This is a genomic window from Streptomyces sp. 142MFCol3.1 (assembly GCF_000424945.1).
Lineage (GTDB): Bacteria > Actinomycetota > Actinomycetes > Streptomycetales > Streptomycetaceae > Streptomyces > Streptomyces siamensis.
The window spans coordinates 145,700-160,695 of sequence record NZ_AUKV01000005.1 but is presented as its reverse complement, the minus strand read 5'-3'; the positions used below and the strand labels follow the sequence as shown (position 1 = coordinate 160,695).

Genomic DNA, 14,996 nt, shown 5'->3' with positions numbered 1-14,996 from the left:
GCGACCCCGAGCACAAGATGCCGTACAGCAGCTCCGAACCCCGGCAGCCCACGACAAGGTCACGCTCCTGACCGCGACCAAGGACGCCGACCACAGCGAAGCCGCCGTCCTCGCCGAGTGGCTCAACGAGAACGAGCGACACCGATCGGGGGTGCAGGCAGCACGCCGCGGCCGCGCGGGATGCCGGTGGTGATGCCGGTCCCCCGCGCGGCCTTGCTTGCGGCTGCCCCTGTCTACGAACCCGCCTTGGGCAGAACGGGCTTGATGTGGAAGAGCTCGCCGCCGGTCTGGCCGATGAGACCGTGGTCGCGGACCATCAGCTCCGGGGCGATGCCTGCCGTCACCGGGCTCTTCGGCAGCTGCACCTGGCCGCGCCAGCGCACCGCACCGCTGTCCAGGTCGAGGCCCACCAGGTGCCCGGTCGGATCGAGGTAGTAGGCCACCCTGCTGCTGAGATCCACTGCGGCGGCGGAGGCCAGCTCCCGCATGGTGGGGTTGTCTGCGTCCTTGCGCAGTGTCAGCCCGAGCTCGCGTGACCACAGCCGCTTGCCGTTGTCGGCCGAGAACGCGACGGCGCTGCCGTTCCCGCCGGACGCCAGGATGATGCCGTCCGTGACCACGCCCATCGGCATGCCGTCGACCGGGTGCTGCGACACCTTGCCCGAGCCGAGGTCGACGCGGGTCAACGTAGCGGGCCCGGAAACACTGAAGGACTGCTGCCCGCCGGCCGGGGCGCCCAGCAGCACGACATCCTTGTCCGAGCCGATGAGACCCACCGGGCCCTCGACGGTCGCTACCGTCCGCGGCTTGCCGGTCGCCGGATCCAACCGTACGACGGTGCTCTGCTGTGGAGCCTTCTCACTGTCCGGCGAGCACACCAGGTACGGGACGCCGCCGACCGCGGTCCGGTCGCAGTCGGCCTTCTTCCAGGAGTACGTCCACAGTGTCCGGCCCGTCCTGCCGTCCAGGGCGGCCACGCTCTTGAACGTCGGGGAGTTGGCGAGAACCTTGCCGTCGAACAGCACGGCATCGGACCGGTCACGGCTGTCGTCGGCCAGCTCGTGCTTCCACAGGACCCGCCTGCTGCCGATGTCGAGGGCGACGAGGTCGGTGCCGGCTCTGGACGCGCCAGGGGCGTGATCGGCGTAGGTGTACAGGATGCCGTCACGGACGCCGGGCAGCGATCCGGCCGGTGTGCTGCCGCCGTTGGCATCCTTGGCCTTCTGCTGCCACTCGACCTTTCCGGTACGGGCGTTGACGCCGATGCCGTCGTACGAGACCCCGCGGCAGTAGACGGCGCCAGGGCCGGTGGTGCAAGCGTCCCAGGACGCGGCGGGCAAGGTGGTCTGCCACCGCAGGATGCTCTGCTTGCTCACCCGCGAAGCCGGCCGCTGAGCCCCGTCGTCGCCACCCCCACCGGTGGCGAAGACCGCACCGAAGGCGATGCCGGAGAGGGCGAGGGCCGCGCCGGTGGTGCGCACGAGGAGGCGCCGTCGGCGGCGGCGCACAAGGCGGTCGGCGATGCCCGCGGGAGCGTTGGGGTTGTCGGGGGTCCAGCTGTGCAGGACGTCCCGGATCGCGTGGTCCAGCTGGTCGGCGTTCATGTGTGGGCTCCCTTCGGCAGGTTGTGGCTCGGGGCTGTCGCTGCGCCCTGAGCGGAGGCGCCCAGCTCCGGTGCGAGACTGCGCAGCCGGGCCAGCGACCGATGGGTGGTGCTGCGCACGGTGCCCACCGAGCAGCCGAGGACGCCTGCCACTTCCGTCTCTGACAGGTCCTCGAAGTAGCGCAGCACCAGCATCGTCCGCTGCCGCGGGGTCAGCCGCGCGAGCGCCTGGCCCACGGTGATCCGCAGGTCGGCCGCGGCGGTGCCGTCGGCGACGCCCTGATCCTCCGGCAGCGCGGCGAACGTGGCCTCGCGGTGCGGGCGACGCAGCCGCCAGCGGCTGATCTGCTGCCGGTACATCACCTTGCGCACATAACCCTCCGGGTCGTCGATATGTCGCCATCGGCCCAGCGCCTTCATCAGCGCGATCTGCACCAGATCCTCGGCTTCGTGCCGGTCGCCGCCGGTCAGCAGATTCGCCAGCCGCAACAGGGCGCTCCACCGGGCATCGACGAAGTCCTCGAATCTCTCATGGTCCTGCGGGTCCATCAGCCCTCCCGTCGTCCAACGCTCACAAGGACGCGCGGACCCCGGACGATCTATGTCTGGCGTCGCCGGCTTCTTCCGCGAGATCGTGCTCGCCTCGCTGCCATCCTGTCGTGCGTCACGTCGGGAGACGGTACGACGGTGGGCGCGAGAGCCGGACACGAAGCGCGACGGTGCCGGCCGGGGCCGCGTTCGGACGTGTACGCGCCGCCCGCTAGCATCCCTGGGCATGGCGAGACGGGGGTGGCGGCCGGGTGTCGCGGCGGGAGTGGCGGTGCTGGCGGCGATCTGTGCCTCCGGCCCGGAGCACGCGGCAGTCGTCCGCACGGCGTCGGACCTCGGTCCGCTGCCGGCCGACCGCTACGACTACACACCGCAGGACTACCAGCGGTCCCAGCAGGCCTCGGCACTGCTGGTCCGGCAGTGCATGGCACACCGCGGCCACCCCGGCTTCCCGCTCGACCCCCGCTACCCCCACGACCCCGTCGTCGCCACCGCGGTCGGCACCGACTACGGGGTCCTCGATCCCGACATCGCTCGCCGCTGGGGTTACGGCTGGGACCCGGCCGCGCACCCGGGCTCCCGGCCCGAGGGCCGCCGCATGACAGGCGAGGAGTATGCCGACTGGCCCGCCTGCAACGCCGAGGCGAACAAACGCCTGACGCGCGGCATCGACCTCAAGAAGGACTGGCTCTACGCCGGCAGACGCGCCATCGAGGTCGACAAGGCCGTGAAGCGCGACCCGCGCCTGCGCCAGGCCTGGGACGTGTGGTCCCGCTGCGTGGCAGGCCAAGGATTCGCCCACTACTCGGACCCCGCCGCGGCGTACACGGACAGCGCCTGGCAGCGGGCGAGCGACGGCAACACCCGGCACACGCAGCGCGAACGGGCCACCGCCGTAGCGGACGTCACCTGCAAACGCCGCCACCACACCGCCGAACTCTGGCACTCCGTACGCGCGCAGAAGCAATCCGCGGACATCGCACGCCACCACGACCGCTACACCGCCTCACTGCGGGCACTGCGCACCTACCGTGCCAACATCGCCGCGGTACTGGCCGGTTGAACCTGACCAACAACCGAACACGGAACGAGACGACTCCCGTCAGCCTGCACGCGGCGCCCTACGATCGCCCCTCGGCAAGGAGTGGGGGCTCTGCTCACGAGCCGCGAAGATCTGGGCGCACACCGAGATGCCCGCTCACCTGCACCACGCGTCCGCGGGAGAGCTCCTCTCACTCGCCACAACCACGCTTGTAACTGGTGCTACATTTCCAGTGTGCCGAGCGAAGAACCGGCGAGCCGCTGGATCATCCTCGTGATCAAACTCCCGGCCGAGCCCTCCCGGCACCGGGTCGCCGTCTGGCGGGAACTGCGCAAGGTCGGTGCGCTCTCCCTAGGCCAGGGAATCTGGGCCGTCCCGGACGTGCCCGTCTTCACCGACCGCATGGACCGGGTGATCACGCTCACCGAGCACGCGGGCGGACGGACCGTGACGTCGAACGTCTCCGGGCGCAGCGAGGACGGCGCGGCCCGCTTCCAGGCACTGTTCACCGCAGCCCGGCCCAAGCACTGGCGGGAGTTCCTGGCCGACTGCGTCACGTTCGAGCGGGAACCGGCCGAGGAGATCCGCACGGCCAAACCCACCCTGGTCGAGCCGGAGGAAGAGGAACAGTCAGAGCGACCGCGGCCTCGGCACCGCGAACTGACCGCACGCGACGTGTTCGGCGCCCTTGAGGCAACCGGGGCCGGTGAGCGGCTCAGGCAGTGCGCCGCGGCCTGCGAGGACTACGCGGAACGTGTCTTCGCCGCCCTGCACCAGACCCCACAGGAGTAGCGGTGACCGGGCGGACGGCCCCGGCCCGGCAGATGTGGCCGCTGTACGCGGCCGGGCTCACCACCGCCTTCGGCGCGCACGGCATCGCCGCCAGCCTCGGCGGCGGCGCCGACGACGCGGTCACCTCCCTGCTCGTCCTCGGCGGCCTGCTCGCCCTCTACGACGGCGCCGAGGTCCTCCTCAAGCCCGTATTCGGCACCCTCGCCGACAACATCGGAGCCCGCCCGGTCCTGCTCGGCGGGCTGGTCGCCTTCGCCGCCGCCTCCGCGCTGTACGTCGTCGCGGACAGCCCCGGCTGGCTGTGGGCCGCTCGCCTCGGGCAGGGCGCCGCGGCCTCCGCCTTCTCACCGTCCGCCTCCGCGCTCGTCGCCCGGCTCAACCCGGCCGCCCGAGACGGCCGCGCCTTCGGCAGTTACGGCTTCTGCAAGTCCATCGGCTACACCCTCGGCCCACTGCTCGGCGGTGTCCTGGTGTGGGCCGGCGGGCTGCGCCTGCTCTTCGCCGTCCTCACCGTCCTCGGCGCGACGGTCGCCGCCTGGGCCGCGGTCGCCGTTCCCGTCGTCCCACCGCTGGCCAAGGCCCGGCAGACGGTACTGGACCTGGCCCGGCGGCTGGCCGAGCCGGCCTTCCTCGCACCGACCGCCGCGCTCGCCGCGGCGACGGCGGCCCTGTCGGTCGGCGTCGGCTTCCTGCCGGTCGCCGGCCGCATCGCCGGACTGGGCACAGTCGCCACCGGGGCCGCGGTGTCACTGCTCGCCGCCTGCTCGGCCGTCGCCCAGCCACGTGCCGGGCGCGCCCTCGACGACGGGCGTCTCAGCACGCGCAGCGGCCTCACGGCGGGGCTGCTGGTCACCGCCGCGGGGCTGGCCTGCGCGATGCTGCCAGGCCTGACCGGCCTCCTTCTCGGCGCCACCCTCATCGGAATCGGCACCGGGCTGATCACCCCGCTCGGTTTCGCCGCCCTGGCCTCGTCGACCCCGCAGGAGCGTCTGGGCCAGACCATGGGCTCCGCCGAACTCGGCCGCGAACTCGGCGACGCGGGCGGGCCTCTGCTCGTCGCCGCCGTCGCCTCGCTCGCCACGCTCACGTACGGCTTCGGCGTGCTGGCCGCTCTGACCGGGATGGGCGCTGTACTCGCGTTCGCCCGCCGTCGCGAGGCATCCGACGTACCCGAGCCCGAACCCGACAAGTAGGCGGACGTTCAAACCACTTCAGGCAGCGGCGATCGCCTTGTGCGGTGGGACACCTGCCCCCAACCTTTCCGGCGAGCGTTTCTCGCCGAAGCGACAGGCCGGGGCAATGTCGGCGAGAACCAAGAGCACCAGGTCCGCGTGTTCATGATCAGCGGTACAGTCCGGGCCGCGGTCTGAGTCTGAGAACGGAGTTGGCGCTGTGACGGAAGTGGCGAAGGATCTGCGGGATGCCGGGTCGGAGACCGATGCTCCGAGTCTGTGGCGTCAGCGGGACTTCCTGCTGCTGTGGAGCGGTCAGACGGTCAGTGAGACGGGCTCGGCGGTCACCCAGGTCGCTCTGCCGCTGCTCGCCGTCGTCGTGCTCCAGGCGAGCACGTTCCAGGTCGGACTGCTGACCGCGGCCACCACTCTGGCGTTCGCGTTGATCGCGTTGCCTGCGGGTGCGCTGGTGGACGGCGCCGACAAGCGTTCCGTCATGATCGCCTGCAACCTTGTGCGTCTGGTGCTCATCGGCTCGGTTCCGGTGGCGGCCGCCTTCGGCGTCCTGACGATGGCGCAGTTGTACGTGGTCGCGGTCGCGGCGGGTGTGTGCTCGGTGTTCTTCGACGTGTCGTACCAGAGCTATGTGCCGTCACTCATACGCGCCGAACACCTGATGAGCGCCAACGGCAAGCTGGGGACACCACCCAGGCGTTCGCGCAGCTCGGGGGACCGAGTCTGGGCGGCGGGCTGATCGGGTTGTTCGGCGCCGCGGGGGCGATGACGGCCGACGCGGTCTCCTACGCGGTGTCGGCCCTGTCGATCATCGGGATCAGGAAACGGGAGGTGCCGCCGCCGGCACGGTCGACGGACGAGACGCTGCGGCGCCGGATCGCCGAGGGGCTCAGGTTCGTGTTCGGGCACGGCGTTCTGCGCAGGGTCGTGGCGTGCACGGGCACCGCGAACCTGTTCAGCGGCATGAGTTCGGCGCTGGCGATGGTCTTCCTCATCCGGGTGCTGCACGTGCGTCCCGCGCTGACCGGGCTGGTCATGGCGGGCGCGGCCATCGGCGGGATCGCCGGAGGAGTGTTCGCCGGCCGCCTCGCCGAGAGAATCGGCTCGGCGCGCATCATCTGGGTGTCGATGCTGGTCTTCAGCGCGCCGCAGGTCATCGCCGCGGCGGCCTGGCAGGGCTGGGGAGTGCTGCTGTTCCCGCTGGGCTGGGGCATCGCGTACTTCGCCGGGATGGTCTACAACGTCGCCCAGCTCAGCTACCGGCAATCGGTGACACCGCCCGAGATGATGGGCCGGATGAACGCGGCGGTCCGCTGGGTCGTGTGGGGCACGCTGCCGGTCGGCGGCATCCTCGGCGGGGTACTCGGCACACTGATCGGGGTGCGGCCCGCACTCTGGTTGGCGTTCATCGGTTCCTGGGCGGCCGGCTGGTTCGTGTTCTGCTCGCCGCTTCGCCACATGCGCGATGTTCCCTCTCCCCCACCCACGTCCGCACCCGATATCGCGAGTTGATGCGCGGGCGGCCGGGCCGGCCTCGAAGGAATCGAGGAACTCCGGGAGCACGCGCGCGTGTGGGCCTCGGCCGCTCCGAGCCCCACACGCGCCGACGGTCAGTGGTTGTCGACGAGTTCGCCGCTGAGTCTGCCGTGCAGGTGAGCGCTGGAGTCGTTCAGGCCGACGATCTCCACGGTCTTGCCCTGCTGGGCGTACTTGGTCTCGATCGCGTCGAGGGCGGCCACGGAGGAGGCGTCCCAGACATGGGTGCCGGTGAGGTCGATGACGACCTTCTCGGGATCACCGGCGTAGTCGAACTGGGTGACCAGGTCGTTGGAGGAGGCGAAGAAGAGCTGGCCGGTCACCGCGTAGACGACCTGGGTGCCGTCGGGGTCGGTGACCGAGGTGACCTGGGTGAAGTGGGCGACACGCCTGGCAAAGATGATCATGGCGGTGACGGAGCCGACGACAACGCCGATCGACAGGTTGCCGGTGGCCACGACGACGATGACGGTGATGACCATGACGGCGGTCTCACCGATCGGCATCCGCTTGAGGGTGGCGGGCCTGACCGAGTGCCAGTCGAAGGTGCCGACGGAGACCAGGATCATCACGGCGACGAGAGCCGCCATGGGGATCGTGGAGACCACCGGGCCGAGCGCGATGCACAGGACGAGCAGGAAGAAGCCGGCGAGGAAGGTGGAGAGCCGCGTACGAGCGCCGCTCTTCACGTTGATCATGGTCTGGCCGATCATGCCGCAGCCGCCCATGCCTCCGAAGATGCCGGTCACGATGTTGGCGATGCCCTGACCGACCGCCTCACGGGTCTTGTTCGAACGGGTGTCGGTGAGGTCGTCGACCAGCTTCGCGGTCATCATCGACTCCATGATCCCCACCAGCGCCATGGCGAAGGCGTACGGGGCGATCACCGTGAGGGTGTGAAGGGTGAACGGCACGTCGGGAACACCCGGGACCGGGAGGGAGGAGGGCAGGGTCCCCTTGTCCCCGACGGTCGGCACGGCGATCCCGGCGGCGACGGTGATCACGGTGAGGACGGAGATCGCCACCAGCGGTGCGGGAACCGCCTTGGTCAGCTTCGGGAAGAACACGATCAGGACGAGGCCGGCGACGAAGAGCGGGTAGACCGCCCAGGGCACGTTCCTCAGATTGGGGATCTGCGCGGTGAAGAGCAGGATGCCCAGCGCGTTGACGAAGCCGACCATCACGCTGCGCGGTACGAACCGCATCAGCTTGGCCACACCGAGCGCGCCCAGGACCACCTGGAAGACACCGGCGAGGATGACGGTGGCGATCAGGTAGCCCAGACCGGGGGCGCGGACGACAGGCGCGACGACGAGCGCGACGGCGCCGGTGGCGGCGGAGATCATCGCGGGCCGGCCGCCGACGAAGGCGATCACCATGGCCATGATGCACGCCGCGTAGAGGCCGACCTTCGGATCGACGCCGGCGATGACCGAGAACGAGATCGCCTCCGGGATCAGCGCGAGGCCGACGACCAGGCCCGCCAGCGTCTCGGTGCGCAGCACTTTCGGAGACGCCCAGGCGGGTCCACCGGACCCGCGCCGGAGACCTGCGGGCACGAGGCGGGAGAAGGGCACGGGGGAAAGCAAGGGCGTTCTACCTGTCGCGTTCGTCCGCGCCCGTACGGCAGGGCGCGGAAGGATCGAGCACGGAAAGCCGGACGGCAGGCCGTGGGCGGCCCGCTCTAGGTCCCTGCGGGGTGTTGCGTCGACACCCCTCACCGTGCCGGTCAGCCCTGCGGTCCGGGCAGGCGGCTCCCCGGCTGATCAACGACGCGTACTTCCGGGTCCTCCGAGGAAGCGCTGACACTGTCCACCGTGAGTATCGACTGGACCTTCATCGCCACGACGAGCAGCGCCGCGCTGACGACGTTGCTCGGCATCGTCGCCGGTTCGTTCGTCAGCAACCGGACCCAGCGAGGGCAGCGTTCCTGGGAGCGTCTGGGTGCGGCCGGAGCCGCCCTCATCTACGGGGTGACGACGGTTCACCGGGTACGGCGCGAGGCGTGTGATCCCCCGCGCACGGCTCGGACCAGGTCGCAGGAGCGCCCGGCGCGCCGCCGTGATCGCGTCCCATCCATCCGGGTCGAGGTGGTCCGGGCGGACCCGCCGGAACCGGTCGCGATGGCGGCCGCTCCGGACCCCGTGGTCCCGAGCGGCCGACGAACGCCGGACCGACGTCGTCAGGAGATGCGGATACCCGACCAGTTCGTGGCCTTGCCGACCTGCGACCGGTTGCTGAAGCCGCCCTGGCCGTCGCCCCGGTTCAGCCACGCGTGGCCGTCCTTGTCGAGCGAAATCAGGTCGGCCCGGCCGTCGCCGGACAGGTCGAGTCCGCCGATCACGTCCTTGTAGGACGTGCCCCAGTCCTTGAAGACCAGCGAACGAGGCTTGAAGGTGCCGGTGCCGGTCCCGTTGAACCGCCACAGCTCGTTCGACGCGTCGATGGCCAGCAGGTCGTTCTTGCCGTCGCCATTGAGGTCGCCGGCGGCGATCAGCCTCTTGTAGCCGCCGAAGCCGGACCCGGCGAGCGTGCGGGCCTTGAAGCCGCCCGCGCCGTTGTTCGCGTACACGTACAGGTTGCCGGTGGAGGCGGACCGGGTCATCAGGTCGGCCCGCCCGTCGCCCGTCACGTCGCCGGGCGAGAGGACCGCGTCGTAGGCGCTCCAGTCGGAGGAGACCTTGACGTGGGACGACTGCTGGTCGGGCAGGCCGCCGCAGATCGTCGGGTAGACGCGGGCCTCGCCCTGCGGGTACCGGACGAACACGTCGTTGCAGCCGTCGCCGTCGAGGTCGCCGAACGGCAGCACCAGCGTGCCCGTCGGCCAGCTGCTCGCGCGCTGTCCCGCGGACAGCTTCGTCATGTCGCCGGCGTACACCTTCAGCCCGCTGCTGTCCCGGCCGAACAGGTCGGCCTTGCCGTCGTCCGTGTAGTCGCGCCACTTGGGCAGCGAGCGGCTGGTGGTGGTGGCCTGGTAGACGCCGCCCAGGGCGATGCCGTTCGTCTCGGTCAGCTTGTACTCGTCCCACAGCACGACCGGGCGGCCGTGCGCGTCGGCCGCCACCTGGGGCACGCCGGTGGACTGGGCGCTCGTCGCGCTCAGCCGACGCGCGGCGGACCAGGTGCCGCCCTTGAAGACGGCGGCCATCGCGTATTCCTCGCCCGAGTAGCCCTCCCGCCACGTCACCGTGACCGTGCCGCCCGAGGTGGCGACCGCGCCGATCGCACGCACCTTCTTGTGCGTGGAGAAGGCCTGCGTGTACGGCTGCCAGGCACCGGTGGCGGCCGAACGCACCGCGTACCAGGGGCCGGTCGAGTAGCCGGGCCCGCCGGCGACGAAGAGGTCGCCGTTGGGCAGGTAGACGGGCGCCGTCATCCCGTACGTGCTGCCGTAGTTGGCGGCGGACCGCGGGGTGCTCCACTGCGTGGCGCCCGCGGACCGGCGCGTGTGCATGAGGTGCGCGAGGTCGTCGTAGAACACGTCGAAGCCGCCCTGCGGAGCGGCGAACACCTTCGGGCGCGCCAGGTCCGCACCCGGGACCGGGAAGTTCTGGACCGCGGTCCAGGCGGTCGCGCCGGGGGCCTTCTCCAGGGCGACGACGGCCTTGCTCGACTGCCACTGCCACACCAGCAGGGCGGTGCCGTCCTTGGCGACGGCGAGGTCCATGTTGGAGATGTCCCGGCTGCCGGACGGCGGCTGCTCGTTGAGGTCGGCCGGAGCGGTCCACGCGGCTCGGGGGCCGGTCTTCTCTGCGGCCTTCACGACGCCGGAGACCGACCACACGGCGACCAGCCGGCCGTCGGGGGTCGCCGCGAGGTGGTGGTAGCCCTTCTCGGGGACCGCGGCGACGTACTCGGGCTCGGAGAAGGCGGTCGCGCCCGGGGTGAGGGTGGCGACCTTCAGCCAGTAGTTGTTGTGGTCGTCGGCGCGCTTGTCCCGCCAGGCCAGGCGCACCGAGCCGTCGCCGAGCGAGACCAGTTCGGTGTTGTATCCGCCGGCGTCCGGCCAGGTCTGCGGGGCGAGCCAGCCGGTGCTGCCGGCGGGCCGGATCCTGGTGGAACGGGACAGCCCGTCGCCGGTGAGGGAGACGAGAGCGCCGTTGCCCGCCGAGACCAGCGCGTTCACCCCGCCCGAGGCGGAGACGGGGTCGGGGTTCGAGGTGTGCAGGGTGCGGGTGCCCCACGGGCCCGGTGCACGCGTGTCCACGGCGGACGCGGCCGTGCCGACGGCCTCGGCGCTGGTACCGGTGGCCGCGGCCGCGGCGGTGGTGTGCGCGGCGGCCGGAGCCGCGGCCCCCAGGGCGAGAACGGGAGTGAGCGCGATGCCGAGCACCGCGCGGGACTGCGAAGTCATAGGAATGCCCCCCCGGGCAGAACGTATCCGGTGACACGGAATCGCCGGACTGTTCGAACAAGTCAGGCGAAGCGTATATCAGCCAAGATCGTCCCGCGTGGGAGGTTTCCCTGCCTCCTCGGAGAAGTCCGGCCGACCCGTCGGCGCGGACCGCGGCAAGGACCTGGAATCGGGCTGGGCGAGGTCCGGTAGAGTCGCGCTCTTCGGGCTGTTCAGCACCCGGAGTCCCAGAGGCGACTGCCGATGAATCTCCGTCCCAGGACTGTTGGTTCCGATGCCGCGATCCACAAGGTGTGGCGGCTTCCCACTGCTGATGCCGTCCGGGGGCTACGAGCCCTTTGGTGGAGCGTCGGGCCCGCCGGGGAGCTCGCGGTCCTGCTGGTCCACCGGCGACATCTCGATCACACGCGTCGCGCCAAGGGGTGGATCGGATGGAGCCCGCAGGTCCCGTTCCCGGGTGAGCTGGTCACTGTCACAGGGCAGGAGGAGCGGCGCATCCTGGTGGAGGACATTCGGATCCGGCCCGGTCACTTGGCCCTGCTGCCGGATTCCCGATTCCTCCTGGTGGGCGGTCGTACGTTCCGGAACATGACCGAGGACCACTGGGCGCCCAACGCCGTGGTGTTCTCCCCGACGGGTACGCCTGAGGCCGAATTCTGCGTCGGTGACGACATTCCCGCCCTGGTCACCGACGTCGCCGGAGGCATCTGGACGGCCTACGGCGACGAGGGCATCTACGGCGGCCACCCCGAGTCAGGAGCCGGCCTCGCGGGGTGGAACACTCAGGGCCGGGCGTCCTGGGCTCCCGAGGGACGGCTGCCCGACCACCCGCTGGAAGGCTGCACCGCCGCGACCGAGGGCGAACAGGTGTGGCTCGTCTGGTACTCCGGCAACGGCAAAGGCGGCACCTTCCTGACACGGATCACTCCGTCCACGGGCGACGTTGCGAGCTGTCCGAGCCCCGTGCCCAACCCGGACGGATTCGCGGTCCGCGGCACCAGGGCCGTACTCACCCGCCGAGACCACAACAAGCGGTCCGTCGAGCTCGTACGTGCCGAACTCGACGACACCGCCTGGGCAGTGACCAGCCGCCGTCAGCTGCGGGTGCCCGGTCGAGTCGTCAAATACTGCGGCCAGGGCCGCGACGGTTCCCTCTGGCTCCGCACAGGCGACACGTGGCTCCGCATAGAAGCATGACCACGCCCCACCGACGTCGCGGGGGTCCGACTGCGATGCCCGTCACGGTGCACGGCAGGCTTCCCTGCCACCCCGGCCGGCTTGGGTTACGGCACGGGGCCGAGGTTCCCTTCCAGGGTGGTGCGGGTGATCCGGGGGCGGTCCCAGCGGGCGAGGATTTCGTCGGTGAGGTCCACGACCGACAGGGGGTCGACGTCGTTGCGCACCTCGATGGCGGCGGCCAGCAGGCTTCGTGGGACCGCGTCGGCGTCCAGGAGCGCACGCCAGTCCTGCGGGCAGAGCTCGAGGAACTCCAGGCCGTCGAGCCGGGATATCTCCACCGGGTCGGCGAGTGTGCCCGGGTGGGCCCTGAGGCTGCGCAGGCGCGGCAGGTCTGCGACGGGTGCCAGGCTGAGCGGTTCGCCCTCCCACAAGCCGATGCTCAGCACCTCCAGTGCGGGGTGCGCGGCGGCCTCGATGCTGCCCGGACCACAGCTGTGGACGTGCGCCACGGCCGGCACCTCTTCACCCACGCGCCGGCGGCGGCCGCGCCGGCCCCGTCCGGGGAACACGAGTTCGGTGAGGGAATCCGCGATCGGGGTCGCGCCGATGCTCTCCTCGCGCCTGAGGACGATGACCTGCCCGATGTACCCGCCCGGTCCCGGGGTCAGGTCGACCACCATCCGATCGCCGTCCACGTCGCCGAAGACGATCCAGCCGGGTGAGCCGACCAGCCCCTGCACCGCGGTGCCGGACCCGGTGTCGAACGCCTCCGCCTCCATCGCTGCGGACCGCCACGGGCTCCGGCGTGAGGCGATGTCGGCGATGTACAGCTCGTCGAGGGTGACCAGGTGGCAGCCGAGGATGCCGGCGAGCCGCATGACAGACTCGTAGTCGTCGTCCCAGTCCTCCCATCGGGCCTGGGTCACCCGGTACAGCGCCTTGAGCTCGTCGGGCAGGGAGACACCGAGACGTGCCTCCGCCTCTGCCAGCTCCCCCTCCGTGGCGCCGGCCGCGTCGGGGAGACACTCGCGCAGGAAGCTCTCCAGAGCCGCGGGATCCGCCGCCGGCGAGGGCTTCGCGCTCGGCATCGGAGCGGGCAGCCTGCGCCAGGGCTCGGGCACGGCGCCTTCGACCAGCACGAGCGCACCCGGCAGCGGGCCGGTGACCTCCGCCTCCACAGCGGGACCGAAGTCGAGCAGGACCAGCGAGGCCGGGCCGTCCGGGGACATCCGGGCCACGAAGGAGACACCGTCGACTTCTGCCTCCGCGAGCGCGCTCCGCACCCGCTGCACGGCTTCCGACTCGGGCTGTCCGTCCACCGCGCCGGATGCCTGCCCGTGCATCGTGAACATGCTCCCCGATGACATCGGCACGCTGTACGAGTGAGTGCCGATCCGTCCCGCGACGTGGCCGTCCAGAGCGCCCAGCGTCGCTGTGCGAACCGACCGCAGGACCTGCAGGATCGGCTCCCAGGTCGCGAACTCGTGGAGCGTGGACAACAGGTGCCTCCGATCGGCGCGGTCAATGTTGTGAGGTGATTGTCACGGGAGGCACTGACATCGACGCCGACGCCTCGGTTGCTCCGTCAGTCGACTTCGACGGCGGGTTTCGGGCCCGGAAAGTCCGGCGGCAGGCCATCCGGTGGTACGGCCCCTGTGACCAGACCGGCCAGGTATGCCGTCAAGGTTCCGTTGAATTCGCACCAGTCGTCGTTGTGACCGCTGACGAGAACAGTCCAGGACTGCGGGTTCGTTTCGTTCGCACGCCAGAAGAAGACGTCCCCCTCGCAGGAGTCGCCCCAGGGGATGAGACCACCCGGTTCGGGATACGGCACATGTTCATGCGACATACCGGATTCCCGGAGATCGGACAGATCCCTGAGCAGTCCTCTCATCCCTGAGACGAAATGGCCCTCCTGCCCCGGGCACGGAATGTGAAGTCCGAGGAATTCATCGATGGCGAAAGGCGGGTACGCCTCGGCGAGTTCGACGAAGTCCCGTGGGAAGACGATGCCTGTCTCTTCCATAAGGAAGTTCCAGTCCACTCCCCTGGGCTCGTCCGACCGGAACCGGAGCAACGCCGGCAGCGCTTCCTCCAGTCGTCTAAGGCTCAACTGGTCACCTGGCATCCGTAAATGGGTTCGGCCACGCCGGATCCTTCAGGAGTAGATCGCCTTGACCACAGCGTCACCATGTGCGGCCGCCGCCGCATAGAAGTCGCACAAGGAGTTCAGTACATCGACGAGATGGGCGGCGAATCGCTCCGAGATTTCCCCTCCGTGCACGTCGGCCAGTACGTCGAGGTGACGGCCGACCTGTTCCCGGCGATCGAGCGCCGCCGTGAAATCGGCGGCGGCCCTGACTTGGTCGGGCGTCAGGCGGACCACGATCTCCCTCTCCGTACGACCGAGGAGAGCGCCTCCCATCACGGGCTGGTACGCGATGCTTCCGGTGTCGCCGTCGCCCCCGGTCAGTGCGGCGTGAACGATGTCCCACTCCGACCCGAGGTCGAGGAGTTCGAGGCTCTGCGTCTCCCGGGCGAAGTCCTCTTCGGAGGACTTGAGCGGAATCATCTCCAGAAGGTCTTCCACCGGGGTGTTCAATTCTTCCGGTCTAAATCTCCGCAGCCTGAACGTCACACTCACGAATTGTCCTCCGAAGGGAAGGTCGAGAAGAAGGGATACGGCAACAAACTAGCAGTGGCCTTCGGGGAGGGGTGTGCCGCCGCCGGCCCCGTGGAACCGGTGGCGGCACA

At 70.4% G+C, this 14,996-nt stretch carries 15 protein-coding genes; 7 read left to right on the top strand and 8 right to left on the bottom strand.

Features of this window, described 5'->3' with window-relative positions:
* Positions 1-67 precede the first annotated feature (67 nt).
* Positions 68-193, top strand: a complete 126-nt coding sequence (locus H305_RS55985; protein WP_420708039.1) for a hypothetical protein — start codon at positions 68-70, stop codon at positions 191-193.
* A 40-nt stretch (positions 194-233) separates the two neighbouring features.
* Here H305_RS55985 and H305_RS0108895 read toward each other — a convergent pair whose 3' ends face one another.
* Together H305_RS0108895 and H305_RS0108890 are read right to left on the bottom strand one after the other, a co-directional pair.
* A complete protein-coding gene (locus H305_RS0108895; RefSeq protein ID WP_028800084.1) occupies positions 234-1,604 on the bottom strand; it encodes a PQQ-binding-like beta-propeller repeat protein in 1,371 nt (456 codons plus the stop codon).
* Positions 1,601-2,152, bottom strand: coding sequence for a SigE family RNA polymerase sigma factor (locus tag H305_RS0108890; RefSeq protein WP_028800083.1), 552 nt, complete (start codon positions 2,150-2,152; stop codon positions 1,601-1,603). Before H305_RS0108890 ends, H305_RS0108895 begins: the two co-directional genes overlap by 4 nt.
* A 226-nt stretch (positions 2,153-2,378) precedes the next feature.
* Here H305_RS0108890 and H305_RS0108885 point away from each other — a divergent pair, with 226 nt between their 5' ends.
* The 5 genes from H305_RS0108885 to H305_RS55725 all read left to right on the top strand — a co-directional run bounded on the left by H305_RS0108885 (position 2,379) and on the right by H305_RS55725 (position 6,685).
* The gene (locus H305_RS0108885) at positions 2,379-3,215 is read left to right on the top strand and encodes a hypothetical protein (protein ID WP_234020668.1); all 837 of its coding nucleotides are present in this window, start codon (positions 2,379-2,381) and stop codon (positions 3,213-3,215) included.
* A gap of 213 nt (positions 3,216-3,428) precedes the next feature.
* On the top strand, positions 3,429-3,986 hold the full coding sequence (locus H305_RS0108880; protein ID WP_028800081.1) for a Chromate resistance protein ChrB: 558 nt from the start codon (positions 3,429-3,431) through the stop codon (positions 3,984-3,986).
* Positions 3,987-4,018: 32 nt separating this feature from the next.
* The gene (locus H305_RS0108875; protein WP_051370490.1) at positions 4,019-5,179 is read left to right on the top strand and encodes an MFS transporter; all 1,161 of its coding nucleotides are present in this window, start codon (positions 4,019-4,021) and stop codon (positions 5,177-5,179) included.
* 199 nt (positions 5,180-5,378) lie between these two features.
* The gene (locus H305_RS55730; protein ID WP_267880789.1) at positions 5,379-5,912 is read left to right on the top strand and encodes an MFS transporter; all 534 of its coding nucleotides are present in this window, start codon (positions 5,379-5,381) and stop codon (positions 5,910-5,912) included.
* A gap of 26 nt (positions 5,913-5,938) precedes the next feature.
* Positions 5,939-6,685, top strand: coding sequence for an MFS transporter (locus H305_RS55725; RefSeq protein ID WP_267880788.1), 747 nt, complete (start codon positions 5,939-5,941; stop codon positions 6,683-6,685).
* Between the two features lie 98 nt (positions 6,686-6,783).
* Here the strand turns inward: H305_RS55725 and H305_RS0108865 are convergent, their stop codons facing one another.
* The 3 genes from H305_RS0108865 to H305_RS0108855 form a co-directional block, all read right to left on the bottom strand.
* Positions 6,784-8,268 (bottom strand): SulP family inorganic anion transporter, encoded by a 1,485-nt coding sequence (locus H305_RS0108865; RefSeq protein ID WP_028800079.1) that lies wholly within the window; start codon positions 8,266-8,268, stop codon positions 6,784-6,786.
* A 170-nt stretch (positions 8,269-8,438) separates the two neighbouring features.
* Positions 8,439-8,591, bottom strand: coding sequence for a hypothetical protein (locus H305_RS53320; protein WP_158690500.1), 153 nt, complete (start codon positions 8,589-8,591; stop codon positions 8,439-8,441).
* A gap of 300 nt (positions 8,592-8,891) precedes the next feature.
* Positions 8,892-11,063: an FG-GAP repeat domain-containing protein gene (locus H305_RS0108855; protein WP_028800078.1), complete on the bottom strand. Its 2,172-nt coding sequence runs from the start codon at positions 11,061-11,063 to the stop codon at positions 8,892-8,894.
* Between the two features lie 588 nt (positions 11,064-11,651).
* Between H305_RS0108855 and H305_RS0108850 the strand changes: the two genes are divergently transcribed.
* The gene (locus H305_RS0108850; protein WP_234020666.1) at positions 11,652-12,260 is read left to right on the top strand and encodes a hypothetical protein; all 609 of its coding nucleotides are present in this window, start codon (positions 11,652-11,654) and stop codon (positions 12,258-12,260) included.
* Between the two features lie 86 nt (positions 12,261-12,346).
* Here the strand turns inward: H305_RS0108850 and H305_RS0108845 are convergent, their stop codons facing one another.
* The 3 genes from H305_RS0108845 to H305_RS0108835 form a co-directional block, all read right to left on the bottom strand.
* Positions 12,347-13,741 (bottom strand): SMI1/KNR4 family protein, encoded by a 1,395-nt coding sequence (locus H305_RS0108845; protein WP_028800076.1) that lies wholly within the window; start codon positions 13,739-13,741, stop codon positions 12,347-12,349.
* Between the two features lie 86 nt (positions 13,742-13,827).
* The gene (locus tag H305_RS45055; RefSeq protein WP_158690499.1) at positions 13,828-14,370 is read right to left on the bottom strand and encodes a hypothetical protein; all 543 of its coding nucleotides are present in this window, start codon (positions 14,368-14,370) and stop codon (positions 13,828-13,830) included.
* Between the two features lie 30 nt (positions 14,371-14,400).
* Positions 14,401-14,886 carry a DUF1877 family protein gene (locus H305_RS0108835; protein ID WP_158690498.1) on the bottom strand — a complete coding sequence of 162 codons (486 nt, stop codon included), beginning with the start codon at positions 14,884-14,886 and terminating at the stop codon, positions 14,401-14,403.
* Between the last annotated feature and the right edge of the window lie 110 nt (positions 14,887-14,996).

Coding starts and splice junctions, on each gene's coding strand:
- H305_RS0108895 (WP_028800084.1), bottom strand. CDS start 1,604: ATGAACGCCGACCAGCTGGACCACGCGATCCGGGACGTCCTGCACAGC.
- H305_RS0108890 (WP_028800083.1), bottom strand. CDS start 2,152: ATGGACCCGCAGGACCATGAGAGATTCGAGGACTTCGTCGATGCCCGG.
- H305_RS0108885 (WP_234020668.1), top strand. CDS start 2,379: ATGGCGAGACGGGGGTGGCGGCCGGGTGTCGCGGCGGGAGTGGCGGTG.
- H305_RS0108875 (WP_051370490.1), top strand. CDS start 4,019: ATGTGGCCGCTGTACGCGGCCGGGCTCACCACCGCCTTCGGCGCGCAC.
- H305_RS55725 (WP_267880788.1), top strand. CDS start 5,939: ATGACGGCCGACGCGGTCTCCTACGCGGTGTCGGCCCTGTCGATCATC.
- H305_RS53320 (WP_158690500.1), bottom strand. CDS start 8,591: ATGCCGAGCAACGTCGTCAGCGCGGCGCTGCTCGTCGTGGCGATGAAG.
- H305_RS0108855 (WP_028800078.1), bottom strand. CDS start 11,063: ATGACTTCGCAGTCCCGCGCGGTGCTCGGCATCGCGCTCACTCCCGTT.
- H305_RS0108850 (WP_234020666.1), top strand. CDS start 11,652: ATGACCGAGGACCACTGGGCGCCCAACGCCGTGGTGTTCTCCCCGACG.
- H305_RS45055 (WP_158690499.1), bottom strand. CDS start 14,370: ATGCCAGGTGACCAGTTGAGCCTTAGACGACTGGAGGAAGCGCTGCCG.